Origin of the sequence: Paenibacillus alba, from assembly GCF_013204855.1 — a bacterium.
GTDB classification, from domain to species: Bacteria; Bacillota; Bacilli; order Paenibacillales; family NBRC-103111; genus Paenibacillus_E; species Paenibacillus_E alba.
In genome coordinates, this window is the sequence record NZ_JABMKZ010000015.1 from 59598 (window position 1) to 79446 (window position 19849).

Sequence of the window (19849 nt, forward strand, 5' to 3'; positions counted from 1 at the left end):
TTGAAACCAAAAATGTAACTGCTTTCATCATAATTCCTCTGCTCTTGGAACCGTGAAGGACAAATCAACTTTTGATAGGGGGAGAAAACACTTTCCTGCAACGCCCGCTTTTTTGGGGGTTATCCCTTCACACTTCCCGCTGTCACCTGGATAAATGACTTGTTCGCCAGCACGTAGACAACAAGGATGGGCAGGAAGGAAAGACAAGCCCCCGCCATCATGAGGTGGGATTCGGCAGCCGCACCGATGCCATAACGTAGATTAGCCAGACCGACCGTCAACGTTTGCAGCTTCGGATTGGTCATTGTGAACACGAGCGGCAAGATGTATTCATTCCATGCGCCGCGGAACGTGAATAGCGCCGTAACGCCAAGAGCAGGCCCGAGCAGCGGAAGAATGATCCGCCAGTACACCGTATAGAAATTGCAGCCATCAATATACGCGGCCTCATCCAGATCTTTGGGAATCGCCTTGAAAAAGCCAATCAGCATAAAGTAAACCGTCGCATGCGCGCTGATCAAGATGAGGATAACGCCCCAAAGGGATTTGTTCAGGCCCAAGGTGACCATCAGATCGAACTGCGGTCTCAGGACAACCGCACCGATCGAAATGAACATCGTGCTTGCCTGCAGCACCACGTACAAGCGTTTGCCGGGGAATCTCGTGCGATCGACCGCATAAGCAGACATCGTAGCGACAAGCAGCGTGCCGACCGTCACAATCGTGCTAAGGAATAGGCTGTTCCACGTAAATCGGGCAAAATTCGCCTGCTTCCACGCCGTTGCGTAGTTAGAGAATTTCCAAACAGCCGGCAATAGCGTAGCTCCTGTCGTTAATTCTGCATTTGTTTTGAATGAACCCAATATGGCCATTACAATGGGGAATAGGGTAAAGAAAGCAATAATGATTAAAAATAGCCATTTTACCGCATGACCGGTGAAATATCCGCTTCGAAGAACACCCGACTTCGTATTTGTATGCATCCTGCAATCCTCCTTCTTAATCCCGATTCAAACGTTTGGACAGATAGAAATAAACGATCGTAATCAACCCGACAATCAGAGCAGTAACGAATCCCGCCGCGCTGCCGTAGCCGATTTGCTGCACAGTCGCTGTAGAAGCGGAAACCGGGAAAAATAATTTGTACACGTACAAGTACATGACGTCGGTTTTGCCGAAAGGTCCCCCTTCAGTTAGAACCATAATGCTTTCATAGCCCTTCAATGCCGTGATGATCGCCAGCATAATAATCATTTGCAGCACGGGTCCGAGCATGGGAATCGTAATGCTCCAAAACTTCTGTACCGCATTCGCGCCATCGATCGATGCGCTTTCATACAGATCATCGGGAATGCCTTGCAGACCGGCGATGAATAGCAGCATGTAGTTGCCAATGGCTCCCCAGATCGCGGTAAGAATGACAGTGACCATCGCGTAATTCGGTCCCAGCCAATCAATCGCTTGAGAGATCACCCCATACTTGATCAGAAATTGATTCAGCAATCCGTTATACGAATTGAAAATAGTGAAAAAGACGATCGACATGACCGATGTACTAATGATCGTCGGCATAAAATAGACCGCTCGCAGAAACACTTTGCCCTTCAGTCCGCGATTCAAAATAACGGCGAGAATCAGTGAAATCGGCAGCACAATAATAATTTTACCGGCCGCATAGATGAACGTGTTATATACAGAGTGCCAAAACTCCTGATCCCGAAACAATCTCGAGAAGTTATCGACGCCTATAACTTTCATTTCTCCATACCCCTGATAATCGTAAAACATATAACGAAGCGCCCAGATAATCGGATAGATCCCTAGCGCCAAAGTCAAAAATAGACTGGGAAAAATGAATACATAAGAATTGAAAAGAGATATCCTTTTTCGCATCGTGCATCTGCTCCTTTTGGTTTTGGTACTCCAAGCATAGTACAACCTCATTCAGGAACGGGAGCGGCGATTCAACTGTGTCCGTAGGACAATTCAACTGTTTTGACATGGCTGCGATAGGAAACCATCTGGTGCTAATTGGAATGCGGCTGTCCCCTAAGCCAAATTTAGTAGGTATGCGTCGATAGATGATGGGGTTCCAGTTCAGATCAGTTCATCCGAATGTAAAAACCTGCGAATATACAGGAATTCCGGGCGAATTTGGTTAAAAAGTGGAAATACCTGCAATTGTGCAGGCATTTTTATCTTTTTCAGCCGTTCATTCAGAAAAAGCCTCAAAAACCTGCACAAACGCAGGAATTTAATCGTTGAGGCTATTCCAAGAGCAAAAAAGATGCATAATTGCAGGTTTAGAGAAAGCAACTGGAGCTAGAGTCAGAGAAAGCAGGAGGCTCATCAAGAGATGATCAGAACCCGTACAGCTAATCCGGATGCTACATGTATACGCATGAAAGAAGATCGTACGCGGAGCGGCCAGTTTACGTCAGGTTAACCTGTACAAATCTGAACTGCTCCTAATCGCGAAAAAGCTGTCCCTCAAGTAAGTTTATCTACTTAAGAGACAGCCCCATTCGTACGAATCTGAAGTTGCTAGCAAGTCCAGTCAATTTCATCGCAATCGAGACGAATATCCAGATGTCCTGCCTCATCTTTATAGGAGATCGATACCTCTTGCCGGTTATGGTCAATCTCCAACCGCGTTATGATGGGCAGCATCCTATCTTCCTCTAGATCAACCGGCGTGCACACCGTCACAATCCCCATTTTACCGGTCATTGTGCCTTTACCGACAATTGTCGATGTTTCCGCTTTGACACCATAAATTTCAGATACCCAGCCCTGCTCGCTGACAACGGCAAAATCACCCATCTGATCACGGCTCGTCTTCCAATGCATCTGCATCTGAACAGCGGAGGAATAATCAACAATTGTCTTCAGCATATCTGTACTGCCTCCTTCAAGGATTCGAACATCCGCAGAGGGCGGAAGCTGAAATCTCTGTTCAATGGCATGCACGCCTGCGGATTCCAGCCAATCCACGATGACCATCACATTCCTCTTCTTACCTAGCAGCAGCCATCGGCGGTGAAGCACAGGATCTTCAAGCCTCATGTAACCATTATGGGAGGCATCGATAAAGTCATACTCCTCCCCTTTGATCCAACGGTTCGTGACACACTCCGCCAGCGGTTGCCCCCATTCCTGCGAGGCTACGTACGGTGTCTGGTCCAGTCCATCTACTGTAATCGTACTGTGCGCCCGCGTGCTTTTGAAGTATCGACGCCACTCCCCTTCTTCATAGGTATATCTTCCAGGATCTAGGAAGAGCAAGTTGCGCTTCCACATCCACTCCAAACTTAACGCATCCGCATGTCCATGGGCACCTCCCATGGATGCGGCATCGAAAAACACATAATGCTGTTCATCCTTCATGAAATAAAAACCCGTTTGAGGAAAGGACACCGAAGCAGGAAGCAGCGGTGTGTAGGACTGTTGTCTATTTTTGAACGCCTCATATCTGTCTCTACCGACAAGCCAGAGAATTTCCGCGCTAACCTCGCCCATTGAGATATAGGACTCATCTGCCAGAATCGCCCCGAGCAAGGCAAGACGCTCCTTGCTGGAACTTACCAAATCAGAATCACCAGCAGCCGTAGATCCATTATCGGGCCTGATCATCGCGTGCGTGAATGCTCCCATTCTGCGAAGGTTGTTGGCATACCCTTCCGGCATCGGATAGCCAGATACCTTCCCCAACAAATAAGGAGTGCCAAACATTTCAATACTTCCATTATGGTAATGCGTCGTTAACTCGCACTGAACGCCATCTTGATCAATTTGATGGACCATGCACAGCTCCAATCGCTCGATCGCAAATTGCCGCCAAAATGAAGCTCTCGGATGATCCTTATAAAAAACACTTATCATAAATAAACCCTGCATATGCATGATGGCATGATTGATTTCCGTATTTCCCAAATAACGAGTCAAGTAATTCGCATGCTCAACTAGTGCCGTGTGAAACTCTTCCCGGAAGATATCCGTAATAACAGGACTGCCTTCCATATATTTAAAAGCAGAGATCCACGATTGCACACGAAGTCCAACCTCCAATAAGCGCCAAGGTCCCGGTTGTTGAAAAAAAGTTGCTTGCTCGTAAGAAAGCTGCTCCGGGACAGGATTCTGCACCCACCAGCCTCGCAGGTGTTTGATAAAAGTATGGACGTACTCCTCTTTATGTGTCATCAAATAAGCTTTGCCCAAATCCAGCATGTACCAATGTCGATTAAGAACCCACGTAAATTCAAGATCGTTTGATGGATTATATAACCAATCTATGGGATCCCCCAGGTTAACCCAATGATCCATATCCATTGTATAGGGAACACGAAACATATTCTTAGCGGCTTGTTCTGCTTTCTCAATAGAAGCCCTTGCAAGCTCTGGGTATTCTTGAAGATAATGCTTCCCTGCATCCATCAATTCCTGATTCGTTAAGTAATAATTCATTTCTGTGTGCCTCCTCTTCGTATCTTCTCTTTCTGCATAGGAACATTATAATAGAGCGTCTTCATTGCCAGAGATAGGTGTTTCAACTTTCCTAGTAGGAGAATGACACTTTATTTGTAACTAAAAAGAACCTCCAGCTGCCACTTCAGTAATTGAAATGGAGACTGGAGGTTCCTTATGCAATTTAATGGACGATCAGATTAAAACCAGTCTGGATGTAATTCGTACTAGGATTAGCGATATTGCTGAGCGTCAACGTATTGAAAGTAGCGGAGCCATTTCCCGTATAGGTGTAAATAGCTGATCCTTTATGTGGTCCTGAGAACCGGGAGGTTGTTACTCCATCAAGACCTGTACCGTTAATCGTAATGTTGTTGAATACAATATTTTGGAATCCGCCACCGTAGCCAAACTGAATCGCATCACGTTGTGTATTAAGAATATCGATGTTGCTGAAAGTTACGTTCTTAATGCCGTCTCCGGAAGCTTCCAGATCGATGGCACCACGTTCGCCATTGTATAAATCCCGACTTGTGCCGCTGTTAATAATCGTAGTATCTGAGAAAACAATGCCGGTATTGTTATTAAAATGAGCTCCGGGGAATGTGGTGTTCATTCTGATGCCAGATCCCCCGACAGTGTCGATAATGACATTATGGTCAGCTTTATGTCCGCTTCCTCCAAAAAATGCAATACCACCTGCACGCCAGTTATTCTCTATCGTGTTATACGAGAACGTATTATTTACACCATCCGGTGCGCCAAACGTATTACTTGGCCAAACAGCAAGGCCATCATCACCATTGTTTCTTATGTTGCTATTACGTACAGTTGAATTGCTGGTTCCTTGCGAATAATTGATGCCATCAGCAAGGTTATTCCTGATTCGACTGTTCTCAACAAGCAGATTATTAGCAAAAATCGCTGGCGTATGCCCATAGTCCCCAACCCACATCCCGCACTCAAAATGCTCTACCCAGACATCGTGGATGACGGAATTCGTTCCGAAATTATCCATGAATCCTTTATAGATGGCATTTTCGTGATAACGCGATCGTAAGTTGGAATTGAGATACACATTGCTGAAATCAAGCTTGCCTGTGATACGGAGCGAGATCCCGCCGCCAGCCGCATCAGGATTAGTAAACTGTAGATTGGTATGCCAGAAGCCCGCACCCGTAACAGTAAAGTTATTGATCATGTTCGTAATTGAACCGATTTTCCACATGCTGCTAAGATTAAAGGTTCCAGCCGGAATGTACAAAGTCTTTCCGGACGAAACGGCTGCCGCTACAGCAGCGTTAAAGGCCGCAAGGTCATCCTGTCCATCATTCGGAACAGCACCAAAATCGGTTACAGAAACCGAGTTCGCAGGAGCGGAAATGGCCGTAGGTACAGGCTCGATTTCGATGAAATCAACACCGTATTCCAGACTATCCCCATTGTTCTTCTGGATACGAATCGTGTCACCTGGCTGCAGCGGGGTATCCAATTTCCAGTGAACTTCATCGAATCGGAAAAGCGGACGCCCTGCACTAGGCGTATCTCCAGGTTGATCGCTTGAGAAATACTGCCAGCTGTAATAGGAGGTCAAAGCTATTGTTTTGACCTTGACGCCATTCACATAAGCGTCAAGTGAGCCGTTCAGCCCCATGCCATCAGCTGCGTCAGGCATCGTAAATCTCATAGTTACGCCGGCCCCGCCTTGACCCTGTCTGACAGTCCATTGAAGATTGGCGCCATTTGCAGGAAGTGCTATATAGCTCTGCTTGGAAGCTTCAGAAGCAGTCAAAGCTTGATCGAATGTCGGCGCTGACCGGAGAACAGCACCACCGCCAAGGATAGCGTCTTCGGTATCATACCGGCTGTAAGGCACGCTTGCACCACGCAAAGCATAGACAACTAAGCTTGTTGTACTTACGTTGTTTGCTTGTTTCGTCGTTACTTCGTTAGCATCTACCGCAACAGTTGTAGTTACTGTATAGCTGCCGTTTATCGCTGTCCATGTCCCGGGAATAATGACATTGGCTGAAGCTCCCGCTGCTAAAGTTCCGCTATATGATCCACTAAATGTTTGAATCGTTGATCCTGCAGCATTTTTAAGAGCAACTGTGATTCCATGAGCACCGCTCGCAGAAGCAATTGTTCCTTGATTTTTCAGGTTCACTGTAAAGGCTACGGCACTGTTAGCCGTTGGATTGCTTGGCGTCCAGGATACAGTTCCTACCAAGTCGGAGCTTGCAACTGGGCTCACCGTCAACGGAGTGGCATTGGTGTAGTTATTATTGGTTTCATTTTGCTCAATAACTACGTTGGCTTCGTCGACTTTGGTGGTTACCGTGTATGTGCCTGCATTTTGGGCGCCTATGTTGGCAGATACCGTCGTGGCAGCGCCTGCTGCCAGTGCACCTACGGGTGAGGTTCCAACCAACGTGCTGCCAAGATAGAATTTAACATCCGTTGCTGCCGATGGAGCCAAACCGATGTTTTTCACCACAGCATTCAGCGTGATACCGTTCGTTTCAATCGGGGCAGATGGCAGCCAAGTCAAGCCTGTGACCGTCAGATCAGGATTCGGTGCAGGAACGCCCATGATTTCAAATTCGGCAACTTGACCTGCAGAAGCTCCGGTATTTGAAGTTATTTTGAGTTGGACTGCGCTTGCTGTAGCTGTTAATGGAATCGTTATCTTGTTGCTGGTAGACGGACTAAATGAATAGTCTGCTGCAGCTGCTAGATTGGTAAAAGTTGTACTGGATTGATCATGACCCAGAACTTGAATGTTTTGCGTCCGATTGCCCCATGCGGTATCTGGGTTCAGCTTCAGTACGATCGAGGAAATGCTTGCGTTCGCACCCAAATCAACGCTTAATGTATTCGGATATGAATCACCGGCACCTTCCCAATAAGTCGCTGTATTTCCATCATTCGCATTAGTCGCAATGAAGGAGAATACCGAAGAGTTAGCCACGATTGGCTTGCCCAAAGCAAGGTTCGAAGTACCGCCAGGGGGCGTTGGGGTTGGAGTAGGCGTCACCGTTGGCGTTGGCGTTACTGTTGGTGTCGGAGTGGGTGTGGGTGTTGGCGTTGATCCATATATCTCTAATTCAGAAAGTTGGGCAGCTACCCATCCTGAATTCGCAGTTACATTAATTTTCACATATCTTGCACTAGTGCCAGTAAAGTTTATTGTGACTGCATTCGAGTTAGCTGGATCAAACGTATAAGTGTTTGCTGCAACCAACACACTATAATTCACATCATCCGTGCTTCCCATAACGGACAAGGTCTGTGACCTCGTTCCCCATCCTGCTGGAAGCTTAAGCACCACCTGATTCACTGTGTTAGCGCTTCCAAGATCCACGCGAACCCATTGCGGAAAAGCATTGTTCGTGCTTTCCCAATAAGATGCTTGATTTCCGTCATTTACATTGGTTTCCACATAGACATCATTGTGTCCGCTTGCTGTAACCGATTTAGTTAAAGCCAAATTCGTTGCTGCCGAAGACCTCAAAGGCAATAAGGATACTTGCGTGAGAAGCAAAGCAAATACTAGAAAACCAATGAGAGATGATTTTCGTTTTGAATAATGGATCAATAATTCGAATAATTTCATATAAACCTCCTTGTTGGTAGCAAATACAAAGACCGTTCTTCAGTCATGTCCGACTTAGGCACGGTCCTTGTACGATTTCGCTCCCGTTAATTAAATGTAGAATGATTAAACACTCCTCTTCATTACTTCAGTTACCTCCTTCATTTATGTAATGAAATCACGTTCAATTAACATTATAAGGATATTTCCATGCTGGATGAATGTGCGTTGCTATGGAATTTATGGCGGATATTACGTATTTTCACAAATACCAATCCCCTCTTACTGGGGGTGGGATGCAACTATTACTTCGTAATAAAATTCGAAGCAACTAACTCTTGAATTTGCTGTTTATTTGAAGCATCTGCGCTAACCAATTTATCATACAAATCTTGATCGTTTTGTCCTTGTTTTTGCAAGGCTGATAAATACCATATGTCAATCATTTTGGTTACTAAACTGTCAAAATTGGTACCAACAAAAGGTTTCAACATAGTTACTGCATCTACATAATTACCTTTGATAAAGTAAATTTGACCGATACTGTATGCCATTTGAGGAGTTACGTCAAAATTACGTCCTTGATTTTGCCCTTTTGGTAAAGTCTTAAGAAATTCTTTTTTTCGAAGTACTTCGTTATATTCTTGCATAGAATGGTCCCAATAAAGAGCCATTTTTCCGAAATCATGATCTTGTCTAGCACGATCTCCAAGCTCAGTTCCCAATTCTATACTATTTTCATGCATTTCAATATACCACGGGAATTCAACCAATTCCTGATTGACTAGATCGTATGCCTCTAGAAGACGATTCTTTGACTTCAACATGGCTAATTCCTGAAAAGTGGCAATGAGATTATGATGTTCAGATTGTTTTAGCTTACTGAGCAAATCCCACGCTTCATTGTAATATTTCTCATCTTTTGTTTGTGAATATAATTGCATAAGAAGTTTTATCTTACTTAGTGGATTCTCCAATACATAGCCTGGATGATTAGGATGCTTTTTTATCGCTTGATCTAAAGGAGCTGCAATTTCGTTATAATTTCTACTTGTTTTCACTATCTCTTGAGCTTTTATAAATAATTTGCTTGCGCTTAAAGTTTGTGCTGAAAGAATGAATAAGATAAATGACAGTACAATAAGAAAAGTTGGATAAAGCGTTTTAACCACCTTATCGTTGACTTGAAATCTTAGTGGATATGAACCTGTTCCTGAAATCATTCCCCCGAGTGATATAAATAAAAGAACCCCTAAATAAACGTAACTAAGATCGAAATCTATCATGCTGTGTATCAGTATTGATATCGAAAAAATGAAATACAAGAAGTTTGCATCTTTTCTATCCGAGGAGTCAGAAAGATACCCGCGAATATAAAAGTAATAGACGCTGAGTAAAAAAAGCAGTAAAATCACGAGGCCTACTAAGCCAGTCTCGTTTAAATATTGAAGTAAGAAGCTATGATCTTGTCGGCTGCTATAAGGATTATTTTGATACTTTTCATATAAGGCGGCCCATGCCCCACCGCCAGCACCTATCCATGGATAGTCCTTCCACAGTTTAATAGCATCCTTGTAGAAAGTGCCGCGTTCAAGGACGCTATGTTGCTGTAAATTTATATTTTCAAGCCTCGTTTTCACATTCTCAGGCAATACGTTTTTAAAACCTGTATCGCCAATAAGCAGTATCGCACCGATTACAACAACTACTATAGCGCAAGCGGGCAATAGGATAGTGACATATTTACGACTGGAGAAACGAGAAAATGTCTTTTCTAGAATTGGTGAGAAGTACATCTGAAGGATAGTCGCGATTACGGTGTACACCAAAGAAGTTAAAAATAAAACCAACCAGCCACTTGCAGTTTGTGAATAAATGCTATGCTGATGTACATCAATACCGATATTAGTAATTTTTTGAAGAATTATCAAAGTAGCAACAAGGGCGAAACCTATTTGAATCAAAAACATCACTTGTCTATGTATAGATAAAAACAACATAACCACTAACACAGTAACGGGAAGAAGTACTAAAGCTCCCCGCGAAAGCGTCAGCCAAAAAGATACCAACATGGGAACCACCATCAAGGCATGTGGTAAAATTGTGTACCACTTGCGTGACTTCACTATATAGAATAGTGCTATTAAACATAATGCGATAAGATATGCTGCATAACTATTTGCATATTGGAACACAGAAGTGAGGCGAGATCCATTTGAATCGGTCATAACAACATTTAAATACGTTTTATTGTTATTCACTTCAGCCATGGTTGCAAACCATCCAACTAATCGATCCCCCAATGCGCCATTTCCAAGCCAATATAATAAACCAAAAAGAACCACCACATATCCTGAAGAAATGAAAATGGCCTTGATGATAGAATTGCCAATTTCATTTTGAGTCAAATAGACACTTAATAAAAAGAATACAGCATACAGAATATGGATATAAAGCGAATTGGTAGCCATATACTTGGAGGCAGCATGAATAAAGGAAAGTAGATAACTACATGGAATGAGGAGCACAAAAATATGAAATAAATCTTTTTGATCCTTCAAACGATATATAAAGTAGTAGCCAATGGCAAGGAAAAATAGAACAATAGAAGTCCATAACAAAGAAGAGTATATGGGTGTCTCAAAGTCAGAGGTTCCACTATTAAACAACGCTCGCTGAAATGGCGCCCAAAATAAAAACAAGACTAGGAAGATCAGTCCCCCCCAGAATAACACAGAAGATTTGTGAAAGTTGTTTTGTTGCAGTTCTTTTTCTTGGACATAAACGTTCTGCCTTTTATTCACGATAATAACTCCCTTTTCCACACTTTAACACCCATTAGTTTACATATAAACCATCATATCACATCACTCCATTTGAAATCTAGTAATTTTTTCCAATGCTTAGTGCGCTCTAAAGTTGCTCATACGATGCTGATTGTTTTTGAAACATGTTGGCGTACTCCCCATTCACCACTATTGGTAATACGCTTCTCCGCGCTGTCTGAACCGACAATGAAAAGACTGCGTGTCAAAGTCGACCCGTTCTTCGTGGTCAGGTCAGTTTCCTTTCTAGAATACCCTTGCGGCGCCAAAACTCCAGTTTCCCGTCCCAGAAATAATGATATCGCTCATGGACCCGGACAGCCCAGGAATAACAATGAGGGGTTGTTTGCGTGCACGATACGTTACCGTAGCTTCACCCACCCCCATCTTCTAGTAATCACTATGTTATTTATATGAGACTGTAGTGGGGGCCAGTTTCGTTACTTGTTCCCTGAACGATCTGCTCCGTATAGCTCAATCATATGCTCGCTATGGGTCTCTCCCCAATCGTTCAGTGCCTGCAACACAGTGCTTAAGCCTTTGCCATAGTCTGAAATGGAGTATTCCACTTTCGGTGGAACTTGGCTATACACCTTGCGATAAACGATGTCGTTATATTCAAGTTCTCTTAATTGTTGAGTGAGCATCTTTTTATTTATATCCGGTATTGCTCTTTGCAGCTCGCTGAATCTCATTATGCCGTTCGAAATAAGTTGCAGCAGAATGACAGGCTTCCATTTTCCCACCAAAATATCCAATGCCGATTCAAACTTACAATACGATTTCATTAAATCCTCCCATTTCTCTTTGCTTTGTTAAGGTAACTTTTTGTTAACTATGTTTAGTTAAAGTGCCTACTTCCTTAAATCAATGACTAGGTCTATTATACCTTTAGCAAGCAGCAAATAAGTAATCAGGAGGTGGCATCATTCATGAATATCGCATTATGGATCGTTCAAGGTCTGGTAGCACTAGGTTTTATTTACTCAGGATGGTTGAAAGCATTTCAGTATGAAAAAGCCAAAGCGTCTTGGGGATGGGTAAAGGACGTATCCAAAGAGTTCGTGGTCTTTATTGGACTAGTAGAATTGTTGGGGGCACTTGGAATCATTCTGCCTCAAGCGACAAACGTCTTGCCTGTGTTGACGCCAATTGCCGCAGTAGGACTTGCCGCTGTCGTTCTCTTCGGCGCCCTCTTTCATGTTAAGCGTAAGGAATATCGAGAAATCAGCGTGAACTTCGTCTTCTTCGCGTTCGCTGTGTTTGTGGCGATCAGTCGTTTTTAGGTATTTATTGCCGATGTAAACACTATTATGATAAGTAGGGGCAGGTGATTTCGTACCATTTACTCATTTGAAAAGGGGGTCAAACTTGGATACTAACGTTGGCTTTGCATTCAGCTCCGGTTTTATTTTATTATTTCTTTTCATATCCTTTGCGTTATTTGTGGTACACATCGTTTTATGTGTATGGGCATATCGAGATAGCATAAGGAGAGGCAAAAGCACGGAATTTGCAATCATTATCCTGTTAGCAATGTTGTTTTTCCCAATCATAGGGCTGATCGTTTATCTAATTATTCGCAATGATTAGTTCCAGAAACGGAAAAGTCATGATAAATAAAGTGAATTTCCATCAATCTCATTGGAATTTGTCCAATGAAATCAGCCCTCAACGGGCTTATTGCCAGCTTGCACTGGAAATTATCCAATGAAACCATCTTTTCACTTCATCCTTTCTCAAAGGCGCAGCCCCTGCTTTCCATTCATTTGCACAACACATTTAGAAAAGGGCAAACCCATCCTCTTCCAAAAAAATCATAAAAAAAGGGAGCTGCCAAGTGGCAGGCTCCTTCACTATTCTAGAAAGCGCCTATACGCTTCAAATCTTACTTAACCCCTTAGCTCAGATTCCTGATTTCACTCAAAATCTCATCAGGAAGCGGTTCATTCATCAACAGCTTTATGATTTGCTTGTTTGCGCCTGTTTCTCTCAAAAAAGAAAGCAATACATCTGCCTTCTCCATCCTATTCATAAGCGCATAAGCAACGTACCAAACCTCAGGACTACCGACTTGGATGCCGTCCCAACTGGAAACCGGGAGGGCTGGCATTTTGCAAAGACCATGACTCGTATGTATCGACAGTCCTCCAATGATTTCCACCTGAGGGGATACACGATGAATCAAGAGCTTATATTCCGTTCCGAAAGGATAATCCCCGCTCGTAATTTCTTCTATTTCGTAGTCCTGCAAAGCATGCAGTACGCTATCTTTCGGGGCTTCAGTCATGACGTCCCAGTCACGAACTGTGCTTGTTAAACCCAAGCTATATAATAAACCACTGCCGCCTAGTGAATAGCGAATACCCGATTGCTCGAGCTTTTCAGCTATTGCCGCTAAATTTCTTGTATCTGGCTCCAACGTTTAGCCCCTCCATCTGGTAAGTCTAGTATTTTATTCAGCAAATGGGCTTTCTAAGAGAATAATTTCTTTGGTATGAGGATTTAATTCTATTTTACACCCTAGGGGAAGAATGAATTTAGGATCGGTATGGCCAAAATCAACATCAACGACAATCGGTATCTGATCCGCGCCAAATTCGCCTTGAATGACATTCAGAACGATCTCATATAGCTTTTGATTCTCTTCTTCGGTATAATCCTTCGCTCTTCCGAAAATGACTCCTTTAACTTTCGAGAATATTCCCTGCATGCCATAATTTCGCAGCATATAGCCAACTTGCATCGGCAAAGGTTTCTCTTCTGAGGTTTCGAAAAACAAAACCTTATCGTTCCAAAACGATTCTTTCGCCCAATAGCTCGTGGATTTCATAAACTCTAACACTTCGATACATCCGCCCCACAAATGCCCTTGTTCCACGGTGCTTCCTTGTAGAAAAGTCCAACCATTTTCATTGCGATAAAATGCCTGGCACTCGCCTAACGTCTCGAGGTTGCTCCAATCTTGGTATCCATTTGACCATTTCTGAAAAGGCGTATAGGTGTACGGAAATGAATTGGCGAATAAAATAGCTTTCAAATGCTCGGTATACACAGCAGGAAGATGCTTCATTTGAGCTAACCCAGCCATAATGGAGGGACCATAAAATGTCACCATACCTAACTGATTTAAATAGGTTAAAAAGGTCGTGGCATCTGAGAAGCCCATGATAAATTTGGGATTGTTGATCATCCGTTCCGTATCTAGAAATGGTAAAATTCGAATCGATTCGTAACCGCCAATGGAAGTAATTATGCCATCTATCTCATCATTCTGAAAGCATTCGTTCATATCATTGGCCCGAAGCTGCGGATTTCGATATAAATCATCTGGAGACATTCTCGCGCATGGCATTTCTACGATTTCGAAACCCATAACTTCTTGAAGATTTTTTAATCCAAGCTCATAAATATCGGGGAACAAATAAGGCAATCCGCTTGAAGGCGATAGAATTGCAATTTTTGATCCTGGCCTCAATCTTTTAGGTTTTATCATTCTCGTTACCTCCCAGATCGCCTGCTTATTTCCTAATGTCGCCACACACCTCTGACTCACATGACTTCACAAATTGAACGAATAATTTAAAGTTGAAGTCATCTACCTGATAACTGAATTCAGGATGCCATTGTACCGCCAAGATAAACTTTTTTTCTGGCATGATGACCGCTTCTACTAGACCATCTTCGGCTTGGGCAACAGCCGCTAATTGCGCTGACAATGTCTTAATCCCCTGATGATGATAGCTATTTACGCTAACTGATTCTTTTCCGAGGATTTGATGCAGCGCGTTTCCTTTTTCGATGTAGACATGATGAATGGGCAGCGTATATGGCGGTTCTTGTTTATGCGCCACTTGATTATCTGACCCTCGCTGAGTTGGAATATCCTGATAGAGAGTGCCGCCTAACAAGGCATTGAATAATTGCAGGCCACGACAAATGCCAAATGCCGGTTTATTTAATTGTACGACTTGCTCAAAAAGCACGCTTTCCAAAATATCCCTTGCCTCACACAGCTCTCCACAGACCTCTTCTTCTTGTTCACCATAAATGCGGGGGTTAATATCATGGCCTCCTGTAAAAAGAAACCCGTCAAACGATTCTGCTAGTGTCCCAATAACGTCTCTATCTGCTGTCATCGGCAGTATGACGGGAATGCCGCCGGCTTCTTCAATGCCTTTCATGTAGCCTGGCAGCATCCAATAGCTGTCTTTTCCTTTATCATATAAAGGCAAAACGCCTATCATCGGTTTTCTCAAGTTCCCATTCCTCCCGAAGTTAACTTCTCTCTTTTTAGTTTCCCACCACATAGTCAGTCAAAAAGGCGTTGCGGAACTTTCCTTGAGGATCACACTTATGGAGCAGCTTTTGAAAATCAGGCAGCTTCTCGTAATGCGACTGCACCTGCGCGGGCGGCATCGTAAACAGCTTCCCCCAATGTGGACGAGCCTTGAATGGCGCAAGCTGCTGTTCGATCAAGGGCAGCACATGCCGGACGGCCTCCCAATCGGGCTTCCAAGTAAAATGAATAGCAACCGACTCCTGTTTGTAGCAGGGGCTCATCCACAAATGGTCTTCGGCAATGGTGCGAACCTCCGAAACATACAGGAGCGGTGATATATGCTCCCGAATGCGCTCAAGCGCACACAATGCAGAATAGGCTTCTGTTCGCGGCACGAAATACTCGCTTTGCAGCTCCTCTCCAGCACTCGGGGTGAACTCCATCCGAAAGTGCGGCAATCGTTCGTGCCATGGTCCCGGGATGCCCAACTGCTCGCTGCAATTCACGGCGGTATGGCCAGGCACCGGATGCCGTGGCGAGGCGGCAAGTTTCGCACCGAAAAATTCGGATTCTGCTTGATTAGCAGCCTGATGAACCATGTTCCGCTTCAGCCAGACTTGATTGAAATTGGCCTGCTTCCAATCAGTGAATAAGCTGACACTATAGCCGCTAGAGAAAATATCAGTGAAGTGTTCTTCAAGCTGCACGAGAGGCAGATTATCGTAAACATGCTGACTCATCTGAAAAGCGGGAATCACATCCAATGTCATTTTCGTGACTACACCCAAGCCTCCAAGTCCAACGGCTGCGCCTGCGATATCACTGTCTTGCTGCCCACGAGAGAATACAACCACGTTTCCATCCGCCTGAACGATCTCCATAGAAGCTACCACGGTAGCCAGATTGCCATTCCGATCCCCTGAGCCATGCGTTGCTGTCGCACAGGCGCCTGCGACGGTAATATGCGGCAGCGACGCCAAATTATGCAGCGCATAGCCATGGTTATGAAGATATTGACAGAGATCACCGTACCGAATTCCGCCTTCAACTGTTACTTGATGGTTCACACGGTCTAATCCGATCACTTGGTCAAGATTCTGAAGGGAGAGAAGACTTTCGGTGCAATCGGCGATGCTATTAAATGAGTGCCTCGTGCCAAGCACCTTGATTTGTTTGCTGCTAGCCACCAATTCTTGTACTTGTTCCACGTTCGCGGGAACATGAAGTTCAGAAGCGCTATACCTGTAATTGCCAGCCCAATTTCGATTATTCTCCATACCTGTCTTCGCATTCCTTCCAAATCTTTGATACGTTGATTTTATCATATTTTCTATAAGTTGCTCCATGTTCAACGAAATCGACTGAAAAACGAAAAAACCTGCGATCATGCAGGTCTAGTGAGCTTTTCCATTCTAGAATCCAGGAAAGGTCCAAAAACTTGCAGAAACGCAGGAATTCATCATTAACTCTAAGAACCGCTCTTAACCAGCATATCTGTGATTAAATCCGCTTGCCCGAGAATGGAGACTGGATCGTAATAAAGATAAGTATTATAGTCCAAGATGTGCACTTTATTATTCTTTACAGCGGGAAGCGTCTTCCAGATTGGACTATCCAGAATGGCTTTCACCTGCTCTTCCGTTGTGCCGGCATTCATACAGATAAAAATATGATCCGTATTCGCATAAGTCGGCAATGTCTCCATCGAGATTTCGACTAGCTGTTTGCCGCTGTCAATGGCTTGCTTTTGAACAAAATCAGGCACCTTCAGCTTCAGCATATTATAGATGACCTCACCGCCGCGTCCGTAGTTGTCACCGAGCAGCGAAATCTTTTTCTCCCGGACATTGATAATGACAGCCGATTCGCCTTCTTTGACAGAAGTTTTTATCTTCTCACGACTCTCTTTGGCTTTCTGTTCATATTTAGCCAACCAATCTGCGGCTTCCTTCTGTCGACCAAATGTATCGCCAAGCAGTTTCATTTCTTCTCTGACATTTTTATAAGCGGTATAAGGGATAAAGACAGTTGGGGCAATTTTCGAAAATTTATCGTAGTTCTCCTCCGAGAATCCGTTGATGACAATTAAATCAGGGTTCATGGAAGTCACCTTTTCCACAGAAGCCGGCGAACCAATATCCTCCATTTTGGCTTCTTGCTCCTTGAGGAACGGGCTGCCCATCCACCATTCCTTGCTGGCACCGATAGGCGTAATGCCTAATGCGGCCAATGTTCCGTGATAATAAGCAGCTGCAACCCGCTTAGGTGACGCCGGAATTGCCACCTCTCCCTTCGCTGTTTTTGCTGCATATGTCTTCGGCGCTGAGGCCGTCGCTTCTGCTTGAGCAGTTGCCGCCGCTGGGGTTGTTGTTGCTAGCGAAGCTGTTTTGTTTGAGCTAGTTGTATCTGTACCGCTGCCGCAAGCGCTCAAAACGAGCAGCAAGGCTGTCATCCCTGCGAATAACCATGTTTTCTTGACGATCATGCTGTATATCTCTCCCTTTGATAATGATAATAGTTCTCACTGGAATCATATCAATCAGCTCCTCCTGTCGTCCATACACATTCATGACGATTATTCCCTACAATTGTGATGAAAGCCGCTCAACAATTTCTTGCAATTGAAGTTTTAAGGAAAGTGGATCGAAGCCATAGAAGACATCACGATTGACTTCGTAAACCTGATTTTTGCGAACGGCCGCTAATTTTTTCCAGTTCGGATGCGCTTTGAACGATTCTCCGCTTTCCAGCCAATTGGATTCATAGTTAATCAGGAAAATATGATCTGCGGAGTACTCGCCTAGTTCAGACAGCGATACGCAGCGGTTCAGCAGCTTCGCATCCATGATCTGCTCCTTGACGATTGGCGGCGGCGACAACTGTAAACCTTGATAGAGCATGGGCCCGCCCATGCTTCTCAAATCACCGTAAATATAGATTTTGCCGGATACAATCTTCATGATGATGAAGGTATCCTGTGCAGGCAGATGACGCCCAAGCTGCTCTCTAGCCGCTGCAAGTTGCTGATCGAACGCTTGCAGCCATGCTTCCGCCTCCTGCTGTTTGCCCACAACATCCGCAATGAAGCGAAGCTGGGCCCGCCAGTCCATATTTTCCATATCGACCGACGCGACTGGGCCTAAACTGCGTATCCAATTCATATCCTGCTTATGGATATTACAGAAAATAAGATCTGGCTGCAGCTCCGTGACCGCTTCTGCGCTTTGCTCGTCCAAGCCCTCAATCGGCTCGAACTCCGCCTGACTGAGCAAGCTCTGATAATGCTCCGACATCCAGGGGCTCATGATGCCAACACGCGGAACGACGCCCAAGGTAAGCAAGCTTGAAGTCATGCAAGCATCCAGCGACACATATTTTTTGGGCTGAAGCAGGTAAGCGCTAGGGGAAACACCAACTAATTGTTTGAATTTCCGGCTGAAATAATATTGACTCTGAAAGCCTGTTTCCTCGGCAATTTCTTGCAGATTGAATTTGGAGAGCAGCAGCAGCTCCCGCGATTTCTCAATGCGAAGATGGAGCAAATAGTCGATAAAGCTCATGCCTTTCTCTCTTTTGAACAATCGGGAGAAATGCTCTGGACTAATGCCAAGCTGCTCGGCGATCTGATCGCGTGTCAAATCATCTCGGTAATGCTGATCGATGAGGGAAACTGCATGCGTGATGACATTGTGCGTTTCCAGCGGTCGCTCTTCACTTGTATCGCGAACAATCCGATCCATCATGGTATAAAATAATAGTTGCCGCTTGAACATCCCTTCCGGTTGTCCACTCACTTGTATCGCACTCAGTTCCTTCGATATCTGAAGCGCCCAAAATGGCGTTTGCAATTGAATCGGCTCTTGAAACAAACGCTGCATCCTATGCGGAAGATAGGCGCCCCGATCCGCAGCCTTGCCGCTTCGCTGCAACACATCAAAGGCAATCCGATCAAGCTGAAGCAGGCTGCTGCTCGTATTGACGACATGCATCCCGCTGCCGGAGGGCGCAAATACAACCATTCCGTACCTAAGTACGACCTTCTTCCCATCCATGAACAACTCGCCAGTCCCCTCACGAACGAGCAGCAGCATATCCACTTCTGTCACATTCCATTCTTTTTGAGCGAAAGGCTCGTAGGTCAACTGCTTCGTATCCAATAAGACAAATACGGGGATATCCTGCGGCACCTCGGCCAGATGACTGCTGACTTCACTTTCCACTGATCCAACCTTCTGTCCGGCTTGCCGCTGACTTTGCTCCTTCAATACTTGACGCACCTCGGCTGCCTCTTCGTCAGTTAGTTTGCCCAAATGCTTTACGACACGGTGTTTATTTTTTCCAGTTTCATCCTTATAGGTGCTGACGATTTTATAGTAGAGATAGGATTTCCCATTTCTTGTAAAACTACTTTTCTTTAAAAACATAAAGGTACTTCCTCCGTCATTTTGGTGACTATGTTGGGTACTACACTTATTATAAGAGGTCTTCCTACAATAAGAAAAGCGGCTTTGTCGCCCTAAGGGATGAGCGTCTTTATAGCGATTTTCAGCAATCTAGCGGATCCTGGTTCCTTTTGGGCTTTGCAATGACAGACAACGTCGTGTGAAAAGGAACTATGTTCCGCTAAATGGCGGGAACTGGGGTAAACGTAGCATGAAAGAGAACTGAGATCCTCTATTTAAG

General features: G+C 44.5%; 14 protein-coding genes and 1 pseudogene. 2 read left to right on the plus strand and 13 right to left on the minus strand.

The genetic code is table 11. From position 1 onward, the window contains the following. Nucleotides 1-119: 119 nt before the first annotated feature. The 7 genes and pseudogenes from HQN90_RS19325 to HQN90_RS19350 form a co-directional block, all read right to left on the minus strand. Nucleotides 120-983: a carbohydrate ABC transporter permease gene (locus tag HQN90_RS19325; protein ID WP_173221655.1), complete on the minus strand. Its 864-nt coding sequence runs from the start codon at nucleotides 981-983 to the stop codon at nucleotides 120-122. Between the two features lie 16 nt (nucleotides 984-999). After that, on the minus strand, nucleotides 1000-1893 hold the full coding sequence (locus tag HQN90_RS19330; protein ID WP_173221658.1) for a carbohydrate ABC transporter permease: 894 nt from the start codon (nucleotides 1891-1893) through the stop codon (nucleotides 1000-1002). A 651-nt stretch (nucleotides 1894-2544) separates the two neighbouring features. Beyond that, nucleotides 2545-3519, minus strand: a complete 975-nt coding sequence (locus HQN90_RS39365; protein WP_275942600.1) for a heparinase II/III family protein — start codon at nucleotides 3517-3519, stop codon at nucleotides 2545-2547. Nucleotides 3520-3591: 72 nt separating this feature from the next. After that, nucleotides 3592-4479, minus strand: a pseudogene (locus HQN90_RS39370) (heparinase II/III family protein); the annotation flags it as partial. A gap of 169 nt (nucleotides 4480-4648) precedes the next feature. Further along, nucleotides 4649-8080, minus strand: coding sequence for a galactose-binding domain-containing protein (locus tag HQN90_RS19340; RefSeq protein ID WP_173221662.1), 3432 nt, complete (start codon nucleotides 8078-8080; stop codon nucleotides 4649-4651). A 284-nt stretch (nucleotides 8081-8364) separates the two neighbouring features. After that, a complete protein-coding gene (locus tag HQN90_RS19345) occupies nucleotides 8365-10863 on the minus strand; it encodes an O-antigen ligase family protein (RefSeq protein ID WP_173221664.1) in 2499 nt (832 codons plus the stop codon). A 461-nt stretch (nucleotides 10864-11324) separates the two neighbouring features. Then, nucleotides 11325-11672: a winged helix-turn-helix transcriptional regulator gene (locus HQN90_RS19350; RefSeq protein WP_173221666.1), complete on the minus strand. Its 348-nt coding sequence runs from the start codon at nucleotides 11670-11672 to the stop codon at nucleotides 11325-11327. A 144-nt stretch (nucleotides 11673-11816) separates the two neighbouring features. Between HQN90_RS19350 and HQN90_RS19355 the strand changes: the two genes are divergently transcribed. Then, the gene (locus HQN90_RS19355; RefSeq protein ID WP_173221668.1) at nucleotides 11817-12170 is read left to right on the plus strand and encodes a DoxX family protein; all 354 of its coding nucleotides are present in this window, start codon (nucleotides 11817-11819) and stop codon (nucleotides 12168-12170) included. 160 nt (nucleotides 12171-12330) lie between these two features. Next, complete coding sequence (locus HQN90_RS19360; protein ID WP_326073648.1) at nucleotides 12331-12477, plus strand: PLDc N-terminal domain-containing protein; 147 nt, start codon at nucleotides 12331-12333, stop codon at nucleotides 12475-12477. A 307-nt stretch (nucleotides 12478-12784) separates the two neighbouring features. Here the strand turns inward: HQN90_RS19360 and HQN90_RS19365 are convergent, their stop codons facing one another. From HQN90_RS19365 to HQN90_RS19390, 6 genes are all read right to left on the minus strand, one after another. Then, on the minus strand, nucleotides 12785-13306 hold the full coding sequence (locus tag HQN90_RS19365) for a hypothetical protein (RefSeq protein WP_173221672.1): 522 nt from the start codon (nucleotides 13304-13306) through the stop codon (nucleotides 12785-12787). 33 nt (nucleotides 13307-13339) lie between these two features. After that, nucleotides 13340-14380: a S66 family peptidase gene (locus tag HQN90_RS19370; RefSeq protein WP_173221674.1), complete on the minus strand. Its 1041-nt coding sequence runs from the start codon at nucleotides 14378-14380 to the stop codon at nucleotides 13340-13342. 25 nt (nucleotides 14381-14405) lie between these two features. Continuing rightward, entirely contained in the window at nucleotides 14406-15143 is a 738-nt protein-coding gene (locus HQN90_RS19375; protein ID WP_173221676.1) for a gamma-glutamyl-gamma-aminobutyrate hydrolase family protein, read from the minus strand. 34 nt (nucleotides 15144-15177) lie between these two features. Continuing rightward, nucleotides 15178-16443: an FAD-binding protein gene (locus tag HQN90_RS19380; RefSeq protein WP_173221678.1), complete on the minus strand. Its 1266-nt coding sequence runs from the start codon at nucleotides 16441-16443 to the stop codon at nucleotides 15178-15180. A 191-nt stretch (nucleotides 16444-16634) separates the two neighbouring features. Further along, complete coding sequence (locus HQN90_RS19385) at nucleotides 16635-17651, minus strand: ABC transporter substrate-binding protein (protein WP_173221680.1); 1017 nt, start codon at nucleotides 17649-17651, stop codon at nucleotides 16635-16637. A 97-nt stretch (nucleotides 17652-17748) separates the two neighbouring features. Then, nucleotides 17749-19590: a helix-turn-helix domain-containing protein gene (locus HQN90_RS19390; protein ID WP_173221682.1), complete on the minus strand. Its 1842-nt coding sequence runs from the start codon at nucleotides 19588-19590 to the stop codon at nucleotides 17749-17751. Between the last annotated feature and the right edge of the window lie 259 nt (nucleotides 19591-19849).

Coding starts and splice junctions, on each gene's coding strand:
- HQN90_RS19340 (WP_173221662.1), bottom strand. CDS start 8,080: ATGAAATTATTCGAATTATTGATCCATTATTCAAAACGAAAATCATCT.
- HQN90_RS39365 (WP_275942600.1), bottom strand. CDS start 3,519: ATGGGCGAGGTTAGCGCGGAAATTCTCTGGCTTGTCGGTAGAGACAGA.
- HQN90_RS19370 (WP_173221674.1), bottom strand. CDS start 14,380: ATGATAAAACCTAAAAGATTGAGGCCAGGATCAAAAATTGCAATTCTA.
- HQN90_RS19390 (WP_173221682.1), bottom strand. CDS start 19,590: ATGTTTTTAAAGAAAAGTAGTTTTACAAGAAATGGGAAATCCTATCTC.
- HQN90_RS19330 (WP_173221658.1), bottom strand. CDS start 1,893: ATGCGAAAAAGGATATCTCTTTTCAATTCTTATGTATTCATTTTTCCC.
- HQN90_RS19380 (WP_173221678.1), bottom strand. CDS start 16,443: ATGGAGAATAATCGAAATTGGGCTGGCAATTACAGGTATAGCGCTTCT.
- HQN90_RS19350 (WP_173221666.1), bottom strand. CDS start 11,672: ATGAAATCGTATTGTAAGTTTGAATCGGCATTGGATATTTTGGTGGGA.
- HQN90_RS19385 (WP_173221680.1), bottom strand. CDS start 17,651: ATGATCGTCAAGAAAACATGGTTATTCGCAGGGATGACAGCCTTGCTG.
- HQN90_RS19325 (WP_173221655.1), bottom strand. CDS start 983: ATGCATACAAATACGAAGTCGGGTGTTCTTCGAAGCGGATATTTCACC.
- HQN90_RS19355 (WP_173221668.1), top strand. CDS start 11,817: ATGAATATCGCATTATGGATCGTTCAAGGTCTGGTAGCACTAGGTTTT.